The organism is Rhodococcus sp. 06-470-2, assembly GCF_002258235.1.
Classification (GTDB): Bacteria; Actinomycetota; Actinomycetes; order Mycobacteriales; family Mycobacteriaceae; genus Rhodococcoides.
This window is the reverse complement of record NZ_NOYB01000003.1, coordinates 16,283-38,927: the sequence shown is the minus strand read 5'-3', so window position 1 is coordinate 38,927 and position 22,645 is coordinate 16,283. Positions and strand designations below refer to the sequence as shown.

24 protein-coding genes are annotated in these 22,645 nt (G+C 65.1%); 13 read left to right on the top strand and 11 right to left on the bottom strand.

What is annotated here, in order from left to right:
* Positions 1-10: 10 nt before the first annotated feature.
* Both CH276_RS01210 and CH276_RS01205 read left to right on the top strand, forming a co-directional pair.
* Positions 11-1,501: a flavin-containing monooxygenase gene (locus tag CH276_RS01210; protein ID WP_094628674.1), complete on the top strand. Its 1,491-nt coding sequence runs from the start codon at positions 11-13 to the stop codon at positions 1,499-1,501.
* Between the two features lie 37 nt (positions 1,502-1,538).
* Positions 1,539-2,198 (top strand): NADPH-dependent F420 reductase, encoded by a 660-nt coding sequence (locus CH276_RS01205; RefSeq protein ID WP_094628745.1) that lies wholly within the window; start codon positions 1,539-1,541, stop codon positions 2,196-2,198.
* Between the two features lie 14 nt (positions 2,199-2,212).
* Here the strand turns inward: CH276_RS01205 and CH276_RS01200 are convergent, their stop codons facing one another.
* The 5 genes from CH276_RS01200 to CH276_RS01180 form a co-directional block, all read right to left on the bottom strand.
* Entirely contained in the window at positions 2,213-2,494 is a 282-nt protein-coding gene (locus CH276_RS01200; RefSeq protein ID WP_052049464.1) for a protealysin inhibitor emfourin, read from the bottom strand.
* 10 nt (positions 2,495-2,504) lie between these two features.
* Positions 2,505-3,557 carry a M4 family metallopeptidase gene (locus tag CH276_RS01195; protein WP_032395217.1) on the bottom strand — a complete coding sequence of 351 codons (1,053 nt, stop codon included), beginning with the start codon at positions 3,555-3,557 and terminating at the stop codon, positions 2,505-2,507.
* Between the two features lie 94 nt (positions 3,558-3,651).
* On the bottom strand, positions 3,652-4,401 hold the full coding sequence (surE, locus tag CH276_RS01190; protein WP_094628672.1) for a 5'/3'-nucleotidase SurE: 750 nt from the start codon (positions 4,399-4,401) through the stop codon (positions 3,652-3,654).
* Positions 4,398-5,291: a 1-phosphofructokinase family hexose kinase gene (locus CH276_RS01185; RefSeq protein WP_254923841.1), complete on the bottom strand. Its 894-nt coding sequence runs from the start codon at positions 5,289-5,291 to the stop codon at positions 4,398-4,400. Before CH276_RS01185 ends, surE begins: the two co-directional genes overlap by 4 nt.
* 104 nt (positions 5,292-5,395) lie before the next feature.
* Entirely contained in the window at positions 5,396-7,069 is a 1,674-nt protein-coding gene (locus CH276_RS01180) for a phospholipase D family protein (RefSeq protein ID WP_032395214.1), read from the bottom strand.
* Positions 7,070-7,123: 54 nt separating this feature from the next.
* On the opposite strand from CH276_RS01180, the gene CH276_RS01175 reads away from it, so the two are divergent.
* Complete coding sequence (locus tag CH276_RS01175) at positions 7,124-7,972, top strand: aldo/keto reductase (protein WP_094628670.1); 849 nt, start codon at positions 7,124-7,126, stop codon at positions 7,970-7,972.
* Positions 7,973-8,040: 68 nt separating this feature from the next.
* Here CH276_RS01175 and CH276_RS01170 read toward each other — a convergent pair whose 3' ends face one another.
* Positions 8,041-8,682 (bottom strand): 3-oxoacid CoA-transferase subunit B, encoded by a 642-nt coding sequence (locus tag CH276_RS01170; protein ID WP_094628668.1) that lies wholly within the window; start codon positions 8,680-8,682, stop codon positions 8,041-8,043.
* The gene (locus CH276_RS01165; protein WP_045198502.1) at positions 8,679-9,440 is read right to left on the bottom strand and encodes a CoA transferase subunit A; all 762 of its coding nucleotides are present in this window, start codon (positions 9,438-9,440) and stop codon (positions 8,679-8,681) included. The genes CH276_RS01170 and CH276_RS01165 overlap by 4 nt, the downstream gene beginning before the upstream one ends.
* A gap of 143 nt (positions 9,441-9,583) precedes the next feature.
* Here CH276_RS01165 and CH276_RS01160 point away from each other — a divergent pair, with 143 nt between their 5' ends.
* Positions 9,584-10,366, top strand: coding sequence for an IclR family transcriptional regulator (locus CH276_RS01160; protein ID WP_176459064.1), 783 nt, complete (start codon positions 9,584-9,586; stop codon positions 10,364-10,366).
* Here the strand turns inward: CH276_RS01160 and CH276_RS01155 are convergent.
* A complete protein-coding gene (locus CH276_RS01155) occupies positions 10,363-10,635 on the bottom strand; it encodes a hypothetical protein (protein ID WP_176459063.1) in 273 nt (90 codons plus the stop codon). The genes CH276_RS01160 and CH276_RS01155 overlap by 4 nt on opposite strands.
* A gap of 141 nt (positions 10,636-10,776) precedes the next feature.
* On the opposite strand from CH276_RS01155, the gene CH276_RS01150 reads away from it, so the two are divergent.
* Complete coding sequence (locus CH276_RS01150; protein WP_176459062.1) at positions 10,777-12,957, top strand: HNH endonuclease signature motif containing protein; 2,181 nt, start codon at positions 10,777-10,779, stop codon at positions 12,955-12,957.
* 33 nt (positions 12,958-12,990) lie between these two features.
* Here the strand turns inward: CH276_RS01150 and CH276_RS01145 are convergent, their stop codons facing one another.
* Positions 12,991-14,136, bottom strand: a complete 1,146-nt coding sequence (locus CH276_RS01145; protein ID WP_176459061.1) for an NADH:flavin oxidoreductase — start codon at positions 14,134-14,136, stop codon at positions 12,991-12,993.
* 65 nt (positions 14,137-14,201) lie between these two features.
* Here CH276_RS01145 and CH276_RS01140 point away from each other — a divergent pair, with 65 nt between their 5' ends.
* From CH276_RS01140 to CH276_RS01125, 4 genes are all read left to right on the top strand, one after another.
* Positions 14,202-15,023 (top strand): sulfurtransferase, encoded by an 822-nt coding sequence (locus tag CH276_RS01140; RefSeq protein WP_094628664.1) that lies wholly within the window; start codon positions 14,202-14,204, stop codon positions 15,021-15,023.
* Positions 15,024-15,095: 72 nt separating this feature from the next.
* Positions 15,096-15,917, top strand: a complete 822-nt coding sequence (locus CH276_RS01135) for an SDR family oxidoreductase (RefSeq protein WP_032395207.1) — start codon at positions 15,096-15,098, stop codon at positions 15,915-15,917.
* Positions 15,918-15,986: 69 nt separating this feature from the next.
* Positions 15,987-17,132, top strand: a complete 1,146-nt coding sequence (locus tag CH276_RS01130) for an acyl-CoA dehydrogenase family protein (protein ID WP_441344201.1) — start codon at positions 15,987-15,989, stop codon at positions 17,130-17,132.
* A gap of 44 nt (positions 17,133-17,176) precedes the next feature.
* On the top strand, positions 17,177-18,160 hold the full coding sequence (locus CH276_RS01125) for an ABC transporter substrate-binding protein (RefSeq protein WP_094628660.1): 984 nt from the start codon (positions 17,177-17,179) through the stop codon (positions 18,158-18,160).
* On the opposite strand, the gene CH276_RS28840 is transcribed toward CH276_RS01125, so the two are convergent.
* The gene (locus CH276_RS28840) at positions 18,157-19,194 is read right to left on the bottom strand and encodes a TIGR03086 family metal-binding protein (RefSeq protein ID WP_094628658.1); all 1,038 of its coding nucleotides are present in this window, start codon (positions 19,192-19,194) and stop codon (positions 18,157-18,159) included. The genes CH276_RS01125 and CH276_RS28840 overlap by 4 nt on opposite strands.
* Positions 19,191-19,550, bottom strand: coding sequence for an ArsR/SmtB family transcription factor (locus CH276_RS01115; RefSeq protein WP_032395205.1), 360 nt, complete (start codon positions 19,548-19,550; stop codon positions 19,191-19,193). Before CH276_RS01115 ends, CH276_RS28840 begins: the two co-directional genes overlap by 4 nt.
* Positions 19,551-19,642: 92 nt before the next feature.
* Here CH276_RS01115 and CH276_RS01110 point away from each other — a divergent pair, with 92 nt between their 5' ends.
* From CH276_RS01110 to CH276_RS01095, 4 genes are read left to right on the top strand one after another with little or no spacing between them, the layout of a single operon-like run.
* The gene (locus tag CH276_RS01110) at positions 19,643-20,287 is read left to right on the top strand and encodes a hypothetical protein (protein ID WP_094628656.1); all 645 of its coding nucleotides are present in this window, start codon (positions 19,643-19,645) and stop codon (positions 20,285-20,287) included.
* A 40-nt stretch (positions 20,288-20,327) separates the two neighbouring features.
* Positions 20,328-20,927: a DJ-1/PfpI family protein gene (locus tag CH276_RS01105; RefSeq protein WP_094628654.1), complete on the top strand. Its 600-nt coding sequence runs from the start codon at positions 20,328-20,330 to the stop codon at positions 20,925-20,927.
* Positions 20,924-21,388, top strand: a complete 465-nt coding sequence (locus CH276_RS01100) for a MarR family winged helix-turn-helix transcriptional regulator (RefSeq protein WP_094628652.1) — start codon at positions 20,924-20,926, stop codon at positions 21,386-21,388. Before CH276_RS01105 ends, CH276_RS01100 begins: the two co-directional genes overlap by 4 nt.
* Positions 21,389-21,395: 7 nt before the next feature.
* Positions 21,396-22,631, top strand: coding sequence for a hypothetical protein (locus tag CH276_RS01095; RefSeq protein ID WP_094628650.1), 1,236 nt, complete (start codon positions 21,396-21,398; stop codon positions 22,629-22,631).
* Positions 22,632-22,645: the final 14 nt, after the last annotated feature.

The following is a 22,645-nucleotide window of genomic DNA, read 5'->3' as shown; positions in this document are numbered from 1 at the left end:
AATCGTTGACATGACTGCCGTACTGCCCACTCCCGAGGTCGACGTCCTCATCATCGGTGCCGGCCTGTCCGGGATCGGTGCCGCGCGCCACCTCGGGCACGATCTGCCCGGCAAGACCTACGCAATTCTCGAGAGCCGCGGCGCTATCGGGGGAACGTGGGATCTGTTCCGCTACCCCGGAATTCGCTCCGACTCCGACATGTACACCCTCGGATACAGCTTCAAGCCGTGGATGGGGGAGAAATCCATCGCCGACGGCACCGACATCCGCAACTACATCGTCGAGACCGCGCGAGAAGCAGGCGTCGAGAAGCACATCCGGTTCCATCACAAGGTCGTCGCTCTCGAATGGTCGTCCGAGCAGCAGTTCTGGACGGTGACCGCGCATCGAAGCGATACGAACGAGACGGTCACGGTCACCGCGTCGTTCGTGTTCTCCTGCAGCGGCTACTACGACTACGACAAGGGCTTCAGTCCCGAGTTCGCCGGACAGGACAAGTTCGGCGGCCAGGTGATCCACCCGCAGCACTGGCCCGAGGATCTGGACTGGTCCGGCAAGAAGATCGTCGTGATCGGCAGTGGTGCCACGGCAATCACGTTGGCCCCCAATCTGGCTCGCGATGCCGAGCACGTCACGTTGCTGCAGCGCTCGCCCAGCTACGTCCTCTCGCTTCCGTCGCAGGATCCGATTGCGCTGACCCTTCGCAAGCGCCTGCCGAAGAAATTGGCGTACAGCGCCACTCGGCTCAAGAACGTATCCATGGCGATGCTGATCTACACCCTGAGCCAGAAGTACCCGGAGTTCATGAAGAAGCGGATCCGGACGATGCAGGAAGGGTGGCTGCCGAAGGGATACGACCTCGACACCCACTTCACCCCGTCCTACAACCCGTGGGATCAGCGGCTGTGCCTGGTGCCCGACAACGATCTGTTTCGCTCGATTCGCAAAGACGAGGTCTCGATCGTCACCGACCACATCGACACGTTCACCGAGACCGGACTGAAGCTGAAGTCCGGCCAGCACCTCGATGCCGATATCGTCGTCACCGCAACGGGATTGAATCTGTCTGCATTGGGCGGCGCGACGTTCCGCGTCGACGGCAAGGACGTCGACCTGCCCAGCACCATGGCCTACAAGGGCATGATGCTCACCGGTATCCCCAACTTCGCCTTCGTCGTCGGATACACCAACGCCTCGTGGACGCTCAAAGCCGACATGGTCTCGAACTACGTGATGCGACTGCTCGCGCACATGGACGAGAAGGGATACAGCACCGTCGAACTCGAGCGCGACCCGTCCATCGACGAAGAACCGTTCCTCGACTTCGCCGCGGGCTACGTTCTGCGGGCGGTGGACAACTTCCCCAGGCAGGGCAGCGAGACCCCGTGGAAGCTGCGCATGAACTACTTCCGCGACCTTCCGGTACTGCGCTACGGCAAGGTGGTGGACAAGGCCATGAAGTTCGGCCGTCCGCGCGCGAAGGTCTCGATCGGATCCTGACGGGAATTGTTTCGGGTCGAGTGTGTTGGTTCTCGATATGAAAATTGGAATCATCGGAAGTGGACTGATCGGCGGCACCCTCGTTCGGCGTTGGGCGGCGCTCGGTCACGAGATCAGATTCTCGAATTCACGTGACCCGGAAACGCTGGCGGACCTGGCAGCGGAGACCGGAGCGACGGCCGTCTGGGCCGCGGAGGCCGCGCAGGACGCAGACCTGGTGCTGCTGAGCATTCCGCAGAAGAACGTTCCCGATCTCGCTCCGGGAATTGCTTCCGCCCGCAAGCCCGGGGCCCCGATCATCGAGACCAACAACTACTACCCGCAGCAGCGGGACGGGTTGATCGAGGACATCGAGGGTGGGACGCCCGAAAGCGTGTGGGTCTCTCAGCAACTCGGCGAGCCGGTCATCAAGGCGTTCAACGGAATCTGGTACAAGCACCTGCTCGAGAAGGGTGTGCCCGCTGGGACCGGAGGTCGAATCGCACTACCGATCGCAGGCGACGACGACGATTCGAAGAAGCTGGTCTTCTCGGTCATCGACGAGCTCGGATTCGACCCCGTCGACGGCGGAACCCTCGCCCGGTCGTGGCGTCAGCAGCCGGGAACGCCGTCGTACGGCAAGGACTTCGGAATCGACGCTCTCGTCGAGGCGCTGGGTCAGGCGACCGACGAACGCAGTGCGGAGTGGAAGGCCTGAACGAGGTTCTCGCGCTACCGGACGCGACCCTCGCGGAGTGTGCGCTCCGCGAGGTCGCGTAGCGGGCCGGTCAGGCTGGAATCGCCCACCCGGCACGAGTGCTCACCCACCGACACACTCCACACGAAGGTGTCGCGGGCGTTGGACTCGGCCGGATCGGCGGCCTGCTGATCGGCGATGTACGGCTGCGCGGCCTCGACCAACGACTGCCATTCCGGCTCGTCGGTCTCGACGACGCCGCGCTTGGACATCCCGGCGACACCACCGGTTCGCAGTACCTCGATGCGCAGGCTCATCTGCTCTCGATCACACCCGATCGTCGCTCGGCTTCGGTAGGGACTCGAGCCCTGTTGTCTTCACCCCCACGGTAGACCAACCCGTGGCCACGGCCTCGGCAACGTCGGAACCGGCTCCGAATCGCTTGGTTGCTGCGGCGAGGGTCGCGGCCGAGAACCCGGCGAAATCGACTGTCGGGGACAGTCCGCCGACGGTCATCGTGTCGAACCACACCTGCCCGATGCGGTCCCAGGCCGGACCGCCGAGCGTGGTGGCCGCAACGGCGAACGCACGGTTCGGGATACCCGAATTGATGTGCACGCCACCGTCGTCCTCGGTGGTGACGACGAAATCGTCCATGCTGGCCGGCTGCGGATCCTTGCCGAGCACGTCGTCGTCGTAGGCGGTTCCGGGCTCGAGCAGCGAGCGCAACGCCTTACCTTGCACTGCAGGCAGGAACAGGCCTTCGCCGATCAGCCACGAGGCGTCCTCGGCGTTCTGCCCGGCCGTGTACTGCTCGACCAATGCGCCGAACACATCGGAGATCGACTCGTTCAGCGCGCCGGCTTGGTCCTTGTACTCGAGCGGGGTGGTGTACTGCGTGAACCCGTGCGCGAGTTCGTGTGCGATGACGCCGAGCGAGACGGTGAATCGAGCGAACACCTCACCGTCACCGTCGCCGAACACCATGCGCGAGCCGTCCCAGAACGCGTTGTCGTAGTCCTGGCCGTAGTGCACGGTCGCGTCGAGGGGCAGGCCGCTTCCGTCGAGACTCGAGTAGCCGTAGACCTCGTCGAAGAACGCGTATGTGGCACCGAGGCCGTCGTACGCCTCGTCGGTCGCGGCATCGCCCGTGGGATCCTCGCCCTCGGCACGTACCTGCCGGCCGGGTAGATCACGAGTGGACTGCGCGTCGGAGATCGTGCGCTCGAGCGTGCCGCCGGTGCGCGGGGCGATGGCGGTGCGAGCCTGCACCACCTCGCGGCCTGCGCGCATCTCACGATCGGCGAGCAGAGTGGCGCGAGCACCCGGCCCCTGCAGCCGCTCGAGCAGAAACGGTGGAACTACAGAATGGAACGTCATACGCGGTGACCCCCTAGGTCCGTGGCATGTGCGGTGATGGTTCCCAGTGTGCACGAGCTCACCGACACATCTCGGTGAGCTCGAACGAAACAGGTCAGCTGCGCATCGCAGACAGGTCGATTCCCTCCACCTCGCTGGGCGGACGGATCGCCGTCAACGTCGCCCAGTTGCGGGCCAACAGCGACGCGTCGGAATCGTCGTCCTCGGCTCGGATCTCGTCGAAACGAACGGTGACGAAATCCTCCCCGCGATCGCCTATTTCGGCCTGGACCGCGCCGTAGCGGGCCAGAGATGCGGGCACGATTCCCGCCAACTCCGCGAGCGGAACGTCCGGGACGTTGACGTTGACGACGGCATCGGACGGGCCGTGGGACATCATCCACGTCACCGCGATGCGGGCCACGTGCTCGGCCGTCGCCCAATGGGTAGGCTCCGTGGCGATCGACGACAGCGCCATTGCCGGGACCCGATGCGTCAGTGCCGTCAACGCGGCTCCGACCGTGCCCGAATGCAGTACGGCGGCACCGGTGTTCGGTCCGTGATTGATTCCGGAGAGCACCAGATCCGGGGGGTCGCCGAACGCCCCGCGGGTGGCCACGAACGCGATGAGAGCGGGTGACGCCTGCACCGCGTATGCCGGGACGTCGGGAAGACCGGCAATGGCGACGGATCCGATACCGAGGTGATCGTCGACGCCCATGCCCGTCAAGGACGCGCTGGCCCCGCTGCGCTCCTCGTGCGGCGCGGCGACGACGACGTCGAGACCGGCTTCCACTGCCACGCGTGCGAGCAGGGCGATGCCCTCACTGGATACGCCGTCGTCGTTGGTGATCAGGGCTCTCATTTCTTGCCTGCCTTCTCGTACGGACGAACCTCCACCGCTTCGGTGAGGCCGAGAACCAGGTCGCGTCGCCCGCTACCAAGGCCACGGCGCGTGACGTTGGCCGTGCCCGCTCCACCGCCGAGTCGCAACGCCTCGGGGACCGACAGTCCCTGAGCCAGCCCCGCGGCGATGCCTGCACTCATCGAATCGCCAGCTCCGTGGTGATCGACCATGCGCAGCCCCGGCGTGACGATCTCGAGCACGTCGCCGTCGACCAGCGCCAGAGCTGGATCTCCGGCCCGCGAGATCACGACGATCTCCGCGCCGTCGTCGTGCATCTGCCGCATCGAGTCGATCAGGTGCGCCGGGTCCTCGGACTCGGCCCGGCCGTCGGCGATGAGGTCCTCGTGGCTGACCTTGAGCACCGTCAGGCCGCCGGCGAGCGCGGCGATCATGGTCGGTCCCGAGAGGTCGGCCACCACCGTCTTGCCCAGGGCGGTGAGGTCTGCGCACAGCCGCTCGTACACCTCGGGCGGAACGATGTCGTCTTCGTGCGGTCCGCCGAGAATGGCGACGTCGCTGCGGGCACCGGCTGCGAGGGCGGCGCTGAACAGGTCGTCGAGGGCGTGCCGGGCCAGCGGCGGCGGGTCGACGGTGGCCAGGATCTCGCGCTCACCGCTGCGGCGATCGTGAACGTACGAGCCGCTCTCCTGGCCGATGTCGACGGAGACGACGGTGATGCCCTCCCGCTCGACGATGTCGCGAAGAATGCCCCCGATCTCGCCGCCGAACACTCCCGTCAGTGTCACGTCGAGGCCGAGCACCGTGGCCATCCGGGCGATCCAATGGCCTTGGCCGCCTGCGTGCACGTGCAGTTCGGTGTTGCCGTTGGGGGCTCGGTCGAGGGTCACCGTCAAGAGTGGGGATGGGGCGAAGACGAGAGCACTGAGTTCGCGAGGGGAGGGAGGCATCGAGGGCGAATGCCCGATATGTCAGGTCCGAAACGGCAAGCACGTCAGAAGCGGCGGCGCAGGCGCATTCCGATCGGGCGGCCGTCGGGGTCGACGAACAGCCGGTACGCGAACGCAGCGAGTCGCTGCTGCCAGACGGGCGGCACGGAGATCTCGTGTCGGCGCAGCCTGCCGGTCGGGCGCGGGCCCGAGGACGGGTTGCGGTGCCATTCGTCGAGTGCCGTCGCACAGGCCGAGATCGCATCGAAGAACTGCTGTGGATCCACCAGGTCGGCGTCGTCACCATCGGCCCGGCCGAGGTGTTCGCGAATGAGCTCCAGGCGCAGGTTGCGGGCATGGGTACGGGCACCGTCGCCCAGGCCTGCGGGGTCGAGGGGCTCGCGGGTGTCGCGTTCTTCGTCGACGATGGCCGCCGTCAGCTCCGAATCATGGGTCCACGAACGACGATTGAAGTTGTCCGAGCCCACCGCGGTCCACACGTCGTCGATGATGCAGACCTTCGAGTGCACGTACACAGGTATTCCGCGGTCGTTCTCGATGTCGAGAACCAGTACGCGATCACCGCCGGCAGCGCGGATGACCTCGAGCGCGGCCGAGTGCCCCAGCAGCGCAGAGGGAATGGTGAGTGCGCTGTCGTCGTCGAGGTGCTTGGGAACCACCACCACCAGCTTCAGGTTCGGCTTGCGACGCAACGCAACCGCGAACACGCGGGCGACATCGACCGACCACAGGTACTGATCCTCGATGTAGATCAATTCGGTGGCGCGGTCGAGTGCCTTGGCGTACGCCCGGGCTGCACTGCGCTCGCCCTTGGTCGCGAACGGGTAGGCGGGACGCCGCCTGGGGTAGGTGCGCAACAGCTGCACCGAGCACGTGCCCCGAGGTTCCGGAGCCGGTGCCGCAGGCGGCAGTTCCGACGGCTCACGCGTCACGCCTCGGATCATGTCGGGTATCGCGTGCCAGGGCAGTCGGGACAGGGCTGCGGGATCCTCCCACCGCTCGCGAAAGACGTCCTCGACGTCCCGCACCGCCGGGCCCTCGAGCTGCACCTGCACGTCGTGCCAGGCCGGGATCTCCCCGTACTCGGGCGGGAAGGGGCGTGAGATCGGATCACCGAAATGATCGGCGTCGTCGCGTCGGGCACGGGCCAGATCGATTCCGCCGACGAACGCGATGTCGGGCAGATCTTTCCTGCCGTACCGCACGACCACGAACTTCTGGTGGTGGCTTCCGGTCACCAGCACGCGCTGGTCGAGGATCACCTCGCCACCGGCCTCCTCGAGGCGAAGGGCGAGCTTGCGATTCTTCGGTCCGGTGAAACCGAGCGTCTCGATGTGCGAGCGCCACACCATGCCTTTGACGACACCACCGCGGTGCGCGACGTCGGCGAGTGCATCCTCGACGGTCACGCCGTCGTCGGTGAGCATCTGCTCCGGGTCGCCGCGCCAGTCGGTGAAGAGCACCAGATCGTCGCGCTCGGTCTTCTCTAGCGCCTTCGCCAACGCCGCGAAGTACGTCTTGCCGTGCACGAGATTCTGGACGCGGTTGCCCTCCGTCCAAGCCGTGATTCGAGTGTCGTCGTTGCCGCGTTCGGTGGCAGTGAGGAACCACGGATGAGCGGGGTCGAAGTGCCGCTCCGGAGAGATCAAGGCTGAGGAGGATCGGCCGAGGCTTTCGGAGACACGGTCGACGACGCGCCGGATGCGCTGCACTATCACGACCGCATCATTTCATCCGGTTTGAAGCACCGAGAGGGCGGGCACCCGAGCGTCATGACTCAGGTACCCAACGTCACGCTCAGAAACGGCAAGCAGATCCCGCAGCTCGGTTTCGGCGTGTTCCAGATCGATCCCGACGAGACGGCGAAGGCTGTCGAAACGGCACTAGAAATCGGCTACCGCCATATCGACACGGCCGAGATGTACGGCAACGAGAAGCAGGTCGGCGAAGGTATTCGCAATTCCGGCCTCGACCGCGAGTCGGTCTTCGTCACCAGCAAGCTCAACAACGGCTTCCACAAGCCCGACGACGCGCGAACGGCATTCGACAAGACCCTCAGCGACCTCGGAACCGACTACGTGGACCTCTTTCTGATCCACTGGCCGCTCCCGACTCGCTACGACGGCGACTTCGTCTCCACCTGGAAGACGTTGGAGGAGTTCGTCGCCGACGGGCGCGCCCACAACATCGGCGTATCCAACTTCCAGCCCGCCCACCTCGACCGGTTGGCCGAGGAGACCGAGACGGTCCCCGCGGTGAACCAGATCGAGGTGCACCCGTACTTCGTCAACAACGACGTGTGGGCCTACGGCCGTGAGCACGCCATCCCCACCGAGGCGTGGTCGCCGATCGCTCAGGGAAACGTTCTCGACGACCCCGAACTGAAGCGAATCGCCGACGCAACAGGCAAATCCGTCGCTCAGGTGGTGCTGCGCTGGCACATTCAGCGGGGCAACATCATCTTCCCGAAGTCGGTGACGCCGGAGCGTGTCAAGGCCAACTTCGAGATCTTCGACTTCGAGCTCAGCTCCACCGACGTCGACGCCATCACGGCCCTGGACAAGGGTGAACAGGGTCGTAACGGCCCTAACCCGGACACCTTCGACATGATTCCGGACTAGATACCTCGAACTGTGGGCTCGAACGTTGTCGATACGTTCGAGCCCACAGTGGTATCACGACATCTGTGTCACGGGATCGTGAGTGCGGATCCCGTTGCGGCGGTGACCTCTTCGGAAGTGACACCGGGTGCGAGCTCGGCCAGTGCGAGGGTACCGTCGCCGACGACGTCGATGACGGCGAGGTTGGTGATGATGCGATTCACGACGCCCTGTCCGGTCAACGGCAGAGTGCAGGCGTCGAGGATCTTCGGGTTCCCGTCGCGGTCGGTGTGTTCCATGACGACGATGACGCGCCGGGCACCGTGCACGAGGTCCATCGCACCGCCCATGCCCTTGACCATCTTGCCGGGCACCATCCAGTTGGCGAGGTCGCCGGTGCGTGAGACCTGCATGCCGCCCAACACGGCGGTGTCGATGTGGCCACCGCGAATCATGCCGAAGCTCAACGACGAATCGAAGTACGCGGCACCGGGATTGACGGTGACCGTCTCCTTGCCCGCGTTGATGAGATTGGCGTCGACCTCGTCCTCGGTGGGGTACGGCCCGGTGCCGAGGATGCCGTTCTCCGAGTGCAGGGTGACCTTGACCGCGTCGGTGAGGTACCCCGGGATCAACGTCGGCAGTCCGATGCCGAGATTGACGTACTCCCCGTCGACCATTTCCGCTGCGGCGCGTTCGGCCATCTGGTCGCGTGTCCACCCTGTATTCATGCTCGAACTCCTGAACTGACGGTGCGCTTTTCGATGCGCCTGTCCTGTGGCCCGGTGTGCACGACACGTTGGACGAACACTCCGGGAAGATGTACGTGGGCCGGATCGATCTCGCCCGGCTCGACGAGATTCTCGACCTGCGCGATGGTGATCTTGCCTGCCATCGCGGCGAGGGGGTTGAAGTTCATCGCCGTCTTGTCGAACACGAGATTGCCTGCGGTGTCACCGATCTCGGCGTGCACCAGTGCGAAGTCGGCATTGATGGACTCCTCGAGAACGTAGCGCTTGTCGCCGAACACCCGAGTTTCCTTGGGCGGCGACGCGATCGAGACGGATCCGTCGGCGGCGTAGCGCCACGGCATTCCGCCGTCGGCGATGGGGCTGCCCACTCCGGCCGGAGTGAAGAACGCGGGAACACCGTTGCCGCCGGCGCGAAGTCGCTCGGCGAGCGTGCCCTGCGGGGTGAGCTCGACCTCCAGTTCGCCGGCGAGGTACTGGCGGGCGAACTCCTTGTTCTCACCGACATACGACGCGGTGACACGGCGAATGCGTCCGGCTGCCAGCAGGATTCCGAGCCCGTAGCCGTCGACGCCGCAGTTGTTGGAGAACACTTCGAGCTCGGTGGCGTCGGTGTTCGCGATGGCCTCGATGAGGGCATCGGGGATGCCGCACAATCCGAAGCCACCGACCGCGATGGTCGCTCCTCGGCCGATGTCCGCGACCGCCTCGGCGGCGGACGCGTAGGTCTTTCCAGTCACTTGCAGCTCCTGATGTGTTCGTTGAGCAAACGTTGCACCCAGTGAACCTGAGCTGTGTATATGGATCCGGCGAATGCAGGTTTTTGCTCGTTCGGTGAACGGATGCGGGCTCGGCGTCCACTGAGTGGACGTAGTATGGGCGGGTGACCTCAGCGGAAGCCAACGCAAGTGTGATCGGCAAGATCTGTTCGTTGCTGCGCGCGGCGGGAAGCGAGGAGCCGTCGGGTGCCTCGACCACCGCGCTCGCTCGGGCGACCGGTATTGCGCGACCGACTGCACATCGCCTCTTGGCGTCTCTGGCCGACCAAGGGTTCATCGACCGCGACGCCGCCACCGGCCACTGGTCACTGGGCCCGGAGATCTACCTGCTCGGGTCGATGGCGGCATTGCGCTACGACATCACCGACCAGGCTCGAAAGATAGTGCAGGCGTTGGCTGCCGAGAGCGGAGAGAGTGCGTTCCTGTCGGTCCGGCGCGGAGCGGAGACCGTGTGCCTGCTTCGAGTGGAGGGGAGCTTTCCGTTGCGTTCGCACGTGTTGTACGAGGGCATTCGGCTTCCGCTCGGGGTGGCGTCCGCAGGTCTGGCCATTCTCGCTCACCTTCCCGATCGGGAGGTGGACGAGTACCTGGGTGGAGTCGACTTGGTTCCCGAGTGGGGAGAGACGCACTCGGACAACGCGATTCGACATCGCGTGGGACTCACCAGGACAACGGGGTTCGCCGTGAACCCTGGATTGCTGGTGGAAGGTAGCTGGGGTCTCGGTGCTGCCGTGTTCGACCGTGCCGGAGGTCCTGCGTGGGCGCTGAGCCTGACGGGTGTCGAGACGCGATTCCGTGATGATCGGCGACGTGAGCTGGGCAAGCTGCTGCTCGACGCCGCCCATCGACTCACCGTGCAATTGGGGGAGCGTCCCGGCCCCGGCTAACTGTCCATCTCTTCGAGAATGTCCGCGGCGTCCTGACTGCCTGCGGTGGCCAACCTCCGCAACTCCTCGCGGTCGCCGCGTTCACCGGCGAGCTCGACGAGGATGTCGACGGCATCGCTGCTGCCCGCATCGGCGAGAGAGCGGAGTTCGTCGAGGTCGTTTCGAGAACCTGCGAGTTCGACCAACTGGTCGAGGGCGTCGTGATCGCCCTCGTGTGCCCGAGCTCGCAACTCGGCCATCTCGGACGCCGTGAAATCAGGCTCGCTCATGGGGTGGAGTGTAGAACGACGCGGCGAACAATGGCAGGTCAGTCGCCTGCTGTTCGGCTCCAGCAATCTTGTCGGTGGCCCGGGTTACTGTTCTTCTTGTTCGAACAGGCGTTCTTGTTTCGGCTCACCGGGGGGTGGAAGATGGGTGCTGTACCGATCGTGTCGTTGGAGGCGTTGACTGCTGCTGCGCGTGCGGAGAATCGGCAGGCGGCCCGCAAGATCACCGCCTGTTACGAGGTCCATCGGAGCTGGATCACCCACGACACCGAGCACAAGCATTACAGCCGCTACGGGCGCACCGAAATGGCCGTCGCGTTGGGGTGCTCGGCGACGGTCGCCGAATCGTATATCTCGGTCGGCGTCGCCCTGCACACCCGACTCCCACTGCTGCGTAGAGCATTCGAGACCGGGGAGATCGACCTTCCGCGGGTGCGCACGGTGTGCCGGATCCTCGACAACCTCTCCGACGACATCGTCACCTCCGTCGAAGCCGAGGTCGTCGAAGCAGCCCATCGGTTGTCACCGGGTCCACTCGAGAAGGAGATCTGGGACATCCTGTTCCGGGTCGCCCCGGAAGAAGCAGCAGCACTACGCGAATTCGCGAAGAGGTTCCGCACCGTCACCTACACCCCGGCCGGGGAACTCGCCCGGATCCGGGCGGAGTTGACCGCCCCGGAAGCTGCCGCTGCGTGGCAGTTGCTCGAGGAGATGGCCGACACCTTGTGCCCGAAAGACCCGCGCGGTAAGAAGGAACGACTGTGCGATGCGTTCATGGCCCGCATGCACGGCGAACCCCGCTTGGCGTGCCTGTGCCGACGGGAGGACTGCCCCAAGGCGGATGCGGCGTTGCCCGATCGGCGGGTGCCGTTGACGATGGTCACCGTCGATATAGCCACCCTGATCGGGCTGCTCGCGAACCCGGCGTATCTGGCCGGGCACGGTTCCATCGATCCTGACCTCGCTCGGGAGTTGGCGCGCAACAGTCAGTGGCAGATCCTGCTCACCGACGCAGTTACCCTCGCTGAAAAACTCGGACTGGCTGTGCAGAACCCGGAGACCGGGGAATGGGAACGAACACCGAAAACCCGAGCTCAGGAACAGGACCCAGGGTCGGCAGCGACAGCGGACACGGACACGGACGCCGACTCAGGGACGAACGCTGCGTCGGGAACACGCGCTACCGAGACCCACAGCCGCACCGACAGCAACCCGGAGCCCCAGACCGAGATCGAGTCGGAACCCGAGACTTGCACGTCCACAGGCACTTCCGTCGATGTCGACACCGATGCAGCACCGATCCCCGCGCAAGCGCCTGGGCCCATGCTCTCACCGGAGTCCGGCACTGCACCCGACCGAACCGAAACAGGGGCCGCTCCAGAGCGACCCGGGACGGTCCCGCCGACACCAGTACCACCACCGACACCAGTACCACCACCGACAACAAGCCCCACGCGAGGAACAATTCTCCCGCCGGAACCGGGGACGGCGACATCACCGACTTCGATGCACGACCAGACGGAGAATCATCAGACGGAGGATCCCGCGGGGGACACCCCTGCCCGTTCAGCGGCCGATCCAGCTCCTTCCGAGACCGAGACCGAGATCGGGGCAAGCGCGGACAGGCAACGGCGGACGCAATCGCTGACCTCCGCCGCAGCGCTGTTCTGTACCCACACTCCCGTCGGCAGGGGCACACGGCACAGCTCTGCCCTCGACCTGCCCTTCGCAATCCGGCCCAACAACCGCACGATCCACACATCGGTAACCCGCACACCCGCCGGCCTCTATCTCGGCAACGCCTCCCTTGCTGCCGCACTCGAAGCCGCTATCGCCGCAGACCCCACCCTCGGCAACTCGGTACCCCGCGACCCCCTGACCGACCGGGCCCTGAACTACCGACCCGATGCCCTCACCACCGCCGCCGTCCGCCTTCGCGACAAACACTGCCGCTTCCCCGGCTGCCACCGCCCCGCCGCCCGCTGCCAACTCGACCACGTGAACCCGTTCGACCACAGCAACCCCCTCGGCGGCGGCTGGACCACCGTGGGCAATCTGCAGTGCCTGTGCGAGTACCACCACTGCGTCAAAACCGCCGGCTACTGGAAGGCCGTCATGCTCCCCGGCGGAGCGATCCTGTGGACATCGACATCGAAGACCACCCGAATCACCCTGCCCGCCAACAGCACCGCCGTCCCCATCCTCGGCAACGACCTCAGACCACACATCCCCACCCAACCGAGAAACTCCGAAATCATCGCCTACCCCGACCCGCCAGACAACCAACAGCCCGAGACAGACGACACGGCAGCACCGCCGTTCTAGGCGATGCTGCCGTGGATACCAGTACCCGCTGGGTCAGATCAGGTGCTGAATGTGGTCGCGGGTGAATTCGATGCGCTCGTCTACGCGGCCGTCTCCGACCTTGTTCACCCACTCGGGGTCGGACAGCAGCGCACGTCCGACGGCCACCAGATCGAATTCGTTGTCCTGGAACTGACCGACCAGCGCGTCGAGTCCGGTGACACCGGATGCGGCGTCCTCCGACCATGCCGAGGTGAACACCGAGTCGAGGCCGACCGAACCGACAGTGATCGTCGGTACGCCGGTGAGCTTGCGGGTCCACCCGGCCAAGCCCAGCTTTCCGTCGTTGCCGTCCAGCTCCGGGAATGCCGGATCCCAGTGGCGACGGGTCGAGGCGTGCAGGATGTCCACTCCGGCGTCGACCAGGGGAGTCAGGACTCGTCCGAGTTCCTCGGGGTTCTGCGCGATCCTGGCGTCGAAGTGATTGCTCTTCCACTGCGAGAATCGGTACACGATGGCGAAGTCCTCGCCCACCGCGGCGCGGATCGCGGCGACGACCTGCGCCGGGAAGCGCGTCCGAGCTTCGAGGGAACCGCCGAACTCGTCGTCGCGTACGTTGGTTGTGGCCCAAAGGAATTCGTCGAGCAGATACCCGTGCGCGCCGTGCAGCTCCAGGCCGTCGAAACCGGTGTTCTTCGCGTTGACCGCGGCCTGTACCCACTGCGAGGTGAGTTCCTCGAGGTCGGTGTCGGTGAATGCTCGACCCACCGAAGAACCGTCGAGTGCAATCCCCGACGGGCTGACGGTAGTGACGTCCGGGAACAGGCGGGGTTCGGTGCCGCGCTCGACGCCGAGGTGCCACAGCTGCGGGATGATGGCGCTGCCCTCGGCGTGCACGGCGTCGACGACGCCCTTCCAGCCCTCGAGGCTGGCGTCACCGTAGATCCGCGGGACGCGGGTGTGCGGGCCGGCGGCGGGATCGGGAATGTAGGTGCCCTCGGTGATGATGAGGCTCGTGCCACCGGCAGCGCGTTTGCGGTAGTACTCGGCCACATCGGGACCGGGGACGCCGTCTGGGGAAAAAGCGCGCGTCATCGGGGCCATGGCGAAGCGGTTGCGCAGCTTCAGCGATTTGACCTCGAACGGCTCGAAAAGCCCGGCGGTGGACAGATGCTGTGTTGTGGATGCAGTTTCGGTCACGCCTGCGGGCAACCTGCATCGACACCGAGCTATTCCCGACGCGAGGCTGTTAGCGTCGAAGCCTTATGAGCCCTTCGCCGCTGATCTCTGCCGCCGAACTGCACGACCTCTTCGAGATGGGGCGCGGCCCGGTCCTACTCGACGTCCGATTCACGCTCCTCACCGGCAGCGACCGAGCCGGATACGAAGCCGGCCACATCCCCAACGCGCAATTCGTGGACCTCGACGCGGAGCTGGCGGCTCCGCCGGACAGTCGCGGACGCCACCCGTTGCCCGACGCCGAGACGTTCGTCGCAGCGATGCGCGGTGCCGGGATCGACGACGACTCCTCCGTGGTGGTCTACGACGCAGGCCCAGCAACGGCCGCGGCGCGCGCGTGGTGGCTGCTGCGCTACTTCGGGCACCGCGACGTTCGGGTCCTCGACGGTGGCCTCGCCCAGTGGGTCGCAGCCGGATTTCCGATCGGGACCGAGCCGTCGATCGTGGCGGCCGGATCGTTCACCGCCCGACCATCGCTCGCGCGCGTTCTCGATGTCGACGACGTGCTCGACTTCGCGCAGAACAACATCCTGCTCGACGCCCGCGCACCCGAACGGTTTCGTGGAGAAGTGGAGCCAGTGGATCCCGTCGCCGGTCACATCCCCGGTGCGGTCAATCGTCCGACGACCGAGAACGTCGATGCGGATGGGCGTTTCCTGCCTCCCGAGGTACTCGATGGCACATTCGGTGGACTCGTACCCGAGGGGAAGGACGTCGCCGTCTACTGCGGATCGGGGGTGACTGCGGCACATCAAATTCTCGCGCTCGAGTTGGCGGGTATCGATGCGGCGTTGTACCCGGGGTCGTGGTCGGGATGGATCACCGATCCGGCGCGCCCACGGGCGTGAGACACGTTCCCTGACCAGCGCGTTCATGCAACCAGGGTTGAACTTGAAACTGACTTCAACTATACCTGGGGCATGAAGGTTGAAGGCAGAGTTGCCATCGTCACCGGAGGTGGTGGCGGAATCGGCGGTGCCATCGCTGCCCGGCTCACCGAACACGGGGCACGCGTCGTCGTCTCCGACCTCGACGAGTCCACGGCCCGGTCCGTGGTCGACGCCATCGAACGCGATCGGCCGGGAACGGCCGTCGCCGCTGCGGCGGACGCGTCGAACAGCGAGGACATTCGACGGCTGATCGCGGTGGCCGAGGATTCGTTCGGACCCGTCGATCTCTACTTCGCCAACGCAGGCATCAGCGGCGCACCCGGACTCGACGCCGCCGAGCAGGACTGGGACCTCTCGTTCGACGTCAACGTGCGCGCGCACATTCGCGCCGCGCAGTTGCTGGTGCCGGGTTGGCTCGAACGCGGCGAGGGCTACTTCGTCAGCACCGCGTCCGCGGCCGGTCTGCTCACCCAGATCGGCTCGGCGACCTATGCAACGACCAAGCACGCGGCGGTCGGATTCGCCGAATGGATGAACGTCACCTACGGCAACCGTGGCATCCGTGTCAGTTGCCTGTGCCCGATGGGTGTCAACACCAAACTGCTCTACGAGGGACGTGAATCCGGAGATGCATTGGGAGCGGCGGCAACTGCCGCGGTTCTCAGTGCCGGTGCCGTGCTCGAACCGCTCGACGTCGCCGATGTGGTGCTCGACGCAATGGACCGCGAGCAGTTCCTGATCCTGCCGCACGAAAACGTACTGGACATGTACCGCAACAAGGGTGCCGATTACGACCGGTGGTTGCGCGGCATGCGTCGCTACCAGGACAGCTTGCTCGACAACAACCGATAGGGGCCCACCGTGGCATTTTTCGAGACCTCCGACCGCGCGAAGAAGTACGAGTCGGATCTGTTGGAGTTCATGGACTCTCACATCTATCCGGCCGAGGCAGTGTACGAGCAGCAGATGCTCGAGTCGGGTGACCCACACTTCCAGCCGCCGATCATCGAGGACCTGAAGAAGGAAGCGCGCTCGCGTGGACTGTGGAATCTGTTCCACCCGCATCCCGAGTGGGGTCCGGGCCTGACCAACCTCGAATACGCACCGCTGGCCGAGATCATGGGCCGCAGCCTGCTCGCTCCCGAGGCATGCAACTGCAACGCTCCGGACACCGGCAACATGGAGGTGTTCACGCTCTTCGGCACCGACGAGCACAAAAAGAAGTACTTGAAGCCGTTGCTGGACGGCACCATTCGTTCTGCCTTCGCGATGACCGAGCCCGACGTGGCCAGCTCCGATGCCACCAACATCGCGATGAAGATGGAGCGCGACGGTGACGATTTCATTCTCAACGGGCGCAAGTGGTGGACGTCCAATGCGATGCACAAGAACTGCAAGGTGCTCATCGTGATGGGCAAGACCGATCCCGAGGCGGCTACGCACCGCCAGCAGTCGATGCTGGTGGTACCCATCGACGCACCCGGTGTCACGGTGCTGCGCAACCTGCCGGTGTTCGGGTACATCGACCGCGAAGGCCACGCCGAGGTGCTCTTCGAGGACGTGCGGGTGCCGGCGAAGGATGTGCTGAAGGGGCCGGGTGAGGGCTTCGCCATCAGCCAGGCCCGCTTGGGGCCGGGCCGGATCCACCACGCCATGCGCACGATCGGCGTGGCCGAGCGTGCACTCGAATTGCTCTGTCGCCGTGCGGTATCGCGAGTGACGTTCGGCAAGCCGGTGGCGATGCGCTCGAACATTCAGGACTGGATCGCCGAGGCGCGCATCGAGATCGAGAAGACTCGACTGCTCACGTTCAAAGCCGCGTACCTGATGGACACCGTCGGGAACAAGGAAGCGCGTACCGAGATCGCCGCCATCAAGGTTGCGGCACCGGAGATGGCGCTGAAGATCATCGATCGTGCCATCCAGGTTCACGGCGGAGGCGGAGTGTCCAACGACTTCCCGCTCGCGATGATGTACGCGCACATCCGCACGCTGCGGCTCGCCGACGGTCCGGACGAGGTGCACAAGATGTCGATCGCGAAGATGGAGCTGAAGAAATACCTGTGAAGGTAGCCCACCGTAGCAAGGTGAGCCTGTGCTAACTTCTGCGGATGAAACGGACATTCCTGGGGTGTGTGCTCGTTCTGACAACCGCGTCGGCGCTGGTCGCGTGCAGTAGCGGGGCAGCCGACGACGCCGGAACCGACGCCCGCACCGTCACGATCGACACACTTGCCGGGCCGACACAGATCACGGGAACGCCGGAGCGCATAGTCGCCTTCGGGCAGCAGTGGGTCGACGCGCTGCTGGAATTCGATGTGCAACCCGTCGGGTACGTCTCTGCCGGATCGAACGGCGACGAACGTGGGCTCTACCCCTGGCAGTCGGCAGTGAGTTCCGATGCCGAGATGCTCGACCCGGCTGCAGTCGGCCAGATGGACGGTGCGGTGCCGACCGAGCAGATCGCGGCGCTGCAGCCGGATCTGATCTTGGTGTCGGGGATCGCGTCGATCGAACCGTATGCAGGTCTGGCGGATTTCGCACCGACAATCTTGCCCAAGTCGGACAGGGTCGAGACCTGGGAATCGCAGATCGAGACCCTTGGCCTTGTGCTCGATCGGGAAGACGACGCTCGGCGAATCATCGACGAGGGCCACGCCGTCACCGACGACATCAAGAAGGACTATCCGGGACTCGACGGAAAGACAGCGGTGCTCTCTCAGTTCGTCTTCGACTCCCAGCAGCTTGCTGTCGTCGCAGACCCCGAAGACGGCGCTGCCCAGGTGTTCGGCAGCATCGGGCTCAGTGTGCCGCCGAGTCTGGTCGATTCACCCGACATCTCGCACGGACGCATCGTGCTCAGCCCCGAGCGTCTCGACGTGTTGACGGCCGATCTGGTCGTTATGCTTCCCAACGGGGGAACGCGGGAAGACCTGGAGAAGCTTCCGGGATTCTCGACTCTGCCTGCGGCGGCGGGTGGTGGAGTAGCCGTGGTGGACTACGCTACGGTCGTCGGTTTCAATACACCGTCGAAGGCGTCGGTCGAGCACTCGCTGAACAAGATTCGGCCACAACTCGAGGCGGTGGCGACTTAGCTCCGGGGTGACCAAGCCGGGTCCCGGCCGATGAACGCCATCAGCTTGTCCTGTGGGGATGCGTCGTCGGCGACAGGGACGGCGGGGCCGTACTGCCCACTGTCCCGCAACATCTGCTCCATCGGTCGCATGGCCTCCAGGGCTACAGCGCAGCGCTCCTGACCCAGATCAGGCTCTCGGCCAAGGGCTTTCGCCAGGTCCCAGGAGTGCATCCAGACGTCGGCGGTATAGAACATCTCGATCGCCTTGTCCACCGGCATGTCTCCGGTGTGCGGGTTGCTCAGAATCCGGCCGGCGGGGTCGTCGAGAATTGCTTGGATGTCGGCGACGTGCTGGGTCCAGGCCGCGGCCGGGTCGGCTTCGACGTCCAGGGTCTGCAGTTCGATACCGGCCCCGCCGGCGAGAAAACCGCGAGACCACACGATCAGGTGCTTCACGACATCGATTGCGGCCCAGCCTGATACCGGGCTCGGGCGTGACCAGTCCTCGGGCGACGCGAACAGGACGAGTGCGGTGAAGGCTGCCGCGTCCTGCAGGTGCTGCTCAGCCGGCCCCGTTCGTTGCGCGAGCAGTTCGTCGAGCTTGTCGTAGCCCTCCTTCACGCCTACGTCCATTCCACTGGAGAGCATGCCGTCGCGAGAGGCGAAGTCCGACATCACACTGAGCACTCTGAGCAGCGTGCCCCCGCCTTCGCGGTTCTCGAACGTGAGCGTCTCGAGCGCGACCGAATCTGGCTGGCCCTCGTAGGTGAAGGTCCACACGATTCGTTCGTTCGGGCGCACCTCGTGGAAGCTGCCGAAGAAGGAGGCAATTTCCTCACCGTCACGGTCGTTGGCGAACGCCCACGCGCCTCCGGTGTGGCCCTGCCACTTCAGGATTCGGGTCGTCAACGATCGCGGACCAACCCACTGGCGATACAGCTCGGGGTCGATGTGAGCGCGAAACACCCGCTCCGGTGCCGCATCGAACTCTCGAATGATCTCGATCGTGGGGACTTTCTCGTCCGCAACGATCTCGGTTTCGTGCGCGGTCATGACACTTCCTTCGTCTCGGTGGTCTTGTCGTCTGCGATGGTTTCCAGCAGGGCATCGAGGCGTCGATACCGTTGCTCTGCTTCCTGGCGATAACGCTCGATCCATTTCGTCATCAGGCCGAACACCTCGGCGTCGAGATGCACCGGACGACGCTGGGCATCCTTGCTGCGGGTGACCAATCCGGCCGCTTCGAGCACCTTCACGTGCTTCGACACCGCTTGCAGGCTGATGTCGTACGACTCGGCCAGCTCGCTGACGTTCGCATCCGCCCCGGCGAGTCGAGCGACGATGTCGCGTCGCGTCGGGTCGGCCAAGGCAGCGAACGTCCTGTTGAGCTGCTCAGTTCGATCGTCCATGGTGTCCTCACTGTGTGGTGCCGCCGAGAATAGGCCGCCCGCCGAACGTAGTCAACCAATTGGTTGATAAAGGGATCGCCTACCCTGGCCCCATGAGCGTCGGTGATGACATGGTGCGAGACGTGCTCTCCCATGCTCCGGGCCATCCGCTACGGGTGGCCATCGACGGAGTGACGGCTTCCGGTAAGTCCACGTGCGCACGATGGCTTGTGGATGCTGTTGCAGCACATGGTCGTCCGTCCATGCATGTGACGATGGACGGTTTTCATCACCGGCGCGCCCACCGTTACCGACAGGGTCGGGCGTCGGCCCTCGGCTACTACCGGGATGCCTACGACTTCGACGCGCTCCGAACACACGTGCTGATTCCGTTGGGGCCGAACGGAAGCAATTCCATTCGGCGGCGGATCATCGATCTGGCGTCCGACGAGCCGGTCGACGATGCGCTGGAATCGGTGCCTGCCGATGCGATCGTGGTCGTGGACGGAACATTTCTCCATCGGCCGCCGCTGCCCGACTATTGGGACTACACCGTCTTCGTCGACACCCCCATCGAACTCGCGCGAGCCCGAGGTGTCGCCAGGGATGCGGATGCGCTCGGCGGCACGGAAGCGGCAGGTAGAGCCTTCGATCAGCGCTATCACGCGGCGTGCCGGATCTATCTCGACGAGGTGGGTCCACGCGAGCGAGCTACTCGGGTGCTTCCGGGTATTGACAGTCTGCTGTCAATCGCGTGATGATTGACAGCATCCTGTCAATCGATGCGAGGACGTTCCGATGACCACCATTGCGCTCTATGCCACCGACACCATGGCCGACTGGGAGTACGGATACCTCATCGCCGGACTTGCCATGGCCCGTGAACAAGACCCGGACGCCAACCGGCTGATCATTGCCTCCGAGACCGGGGAGGCTGTCACAACGATGGGAGGTGTCCGCATCGTTCCTGACGTCTCGGTCGCCGATCTTCCGACCCTCGATGCCCTGATTCTGCCCGGTGCGGACACTTGGGACTCCGGGCACGACACGGTTCTGACGCTGGCCGCCGAACTGGTTGCGGCGGGGAAACCGATCGCGGCGATTTGCGGTGCCACCTACGGGCTGGCTCGGACCGGGCTGCTCAATGACCGGCCACATACGTCCAATGCTGCCGAATTCCTAACTGCTGCAGAGCAATACAGCGGAGACGAGCACTACCGAGAAGAAAAGGCAGTGTCCGACGGCACAGTGATCACCGCGGGAGGCGTGAACCCGCTCGAGTTCGCGAAGCTGGTATTCGAGCGGTTGAACGTGTTTCCGCAGCCCGTCGTCGATGCCTGGTACGGCCTCTACAAGACGGGCGATCGCAAGTACTACGACCAGCTCGTGAACGCATGAAGCATCGCACACCCGAGGGCGATGCGCTGACAGAGTTGGTGTTGCCCGTCTTCGAGCTCAACGGCGAATTTCTCGCTGCCGCACACGACATCACCGAGCCGACGGGTCTGACGCCGGCGTGGTGGCAGGTTCTCGGTGCCACCCTGGACGAGCCGTTATCGGTCGCCGACATCGCGCGACGCGTCGGGCTCGGGTTGGCGCGGCAGAGCGTGCAGCGGACGGCAAACCTGTTGGTGGACAAAGGTTGGGCCGTCTACGTCGACAACCCGAACCACAAGCGCGCAAAGCTGTTGGAACCCACTCCCAAGGGGCGGGACACCGTTGCACAGCTGTGGGATGCGCAACATGCATGGTCCGATGCGGTGGGAGCCGCGGTGGGAGAGAGTGAACTGCGTGCCTTCTCCGCCACCCTCGGCAAGATCCTGGCGGCATCCCGGCACTATCGCGGCGGCAGTGCATAATTCGGGCATGACTGCGCTCGGGGTACTGCTGACCGGATTGCTGGCAGGATTGTCGATGCAGCCGGACGGGATCGATATCCTCGGCGACGCCGGCTTCGGCGGGGTGCTGTTCTCCAGTGGCGGCGGAGGAGTCGCGGTGGCAGTGATTCTGGCGTCGGGTCTGGCGATGTTCGTTCGTCGGCGCAGTATTCTGGCCGGCCTGTCCGTCGCCGCTGCTGTCGCCATCGGTGGCTCGGTGCTGCTGCTCTCGTCCGACTTCGTCGAGGTGGTGGCAGGCGGAGTTCTGTTGGGATGCAGCGCAGTACATGCCAATCGCGAACGAGTTCGTCAGGCGCTGCTGGCCGCGTCGTTCGTTCTCGGACTGCTCAGCACAGGCGCGATCGAAGCGTTGCAGTACTCAGGCATTCCACGGCGTTACGCCGACTACCTCGCCGAATCCGAGCTTGGTACACCGGTGGTCGTGCCGGTGCTCTGCGTGCTCGTGGGGTTGGCAGCGGCGTGGGCGGCTCGCGTCGAAAGCCAGGCCCACAGCCCGGCCACCGATCGTGGTGTTCGCACGGGCTCGGCGATACTGCTGGTGGCGATCGGTGGGCTATTGCTCGATATGCTGTTCGGGCACAGCGTGTTCCATGGTGAGTACGGGTTCAGTGGCCGGTGGTATTTCGGTCTCTTCGTCGTACCCGTGTTGTTCGGGGCGGCCGGCTTGCTGCCGGGTCGCGGTGGCGTGACGGTTCTCGCCGGAACGGCCGTGTTGCTCGCCTCGACCACCACGTCGGGGGTGGGGATCAGTGCCTCGGACTGGGTCTGGACACTCGGACTCGTGGCCGTCATCGCACTGTCGGTTGTGGCCGGCGCTGCACTCGGATTGCGTTGGGGGCGTCCGATGGTCGGTGTCCGAGTTCTGGCGGTGGTCTGCGCGACGGCACTGTTCGCGCAGCCGCCGCTGGACAACGTTCACTATGTGGCGTCTCTGATCGTGTTTCCGGCTGCTACGGCCTACCTCTACGTGGCGTGCACACCCGCCGACCCTGCACCGGCGACCCTCGGCCTCGCGGTGCCGGTCGCGATCACCGTGCCGATGGTGGTCACCTACGGCTGGACGGCGTATATGCCGCTGACGTCTGTCGTGCACAGTAGTTGGCCCAGCACCGAGCTGTGGTTGTCGACCGGTGCGGCCGTCGCGACGGTCGTCCTCTGCGGCGTCGGGATGTGGGCTCTCGGTCGTCGGCCACTATCGAACTGACCACCGGAGTACCG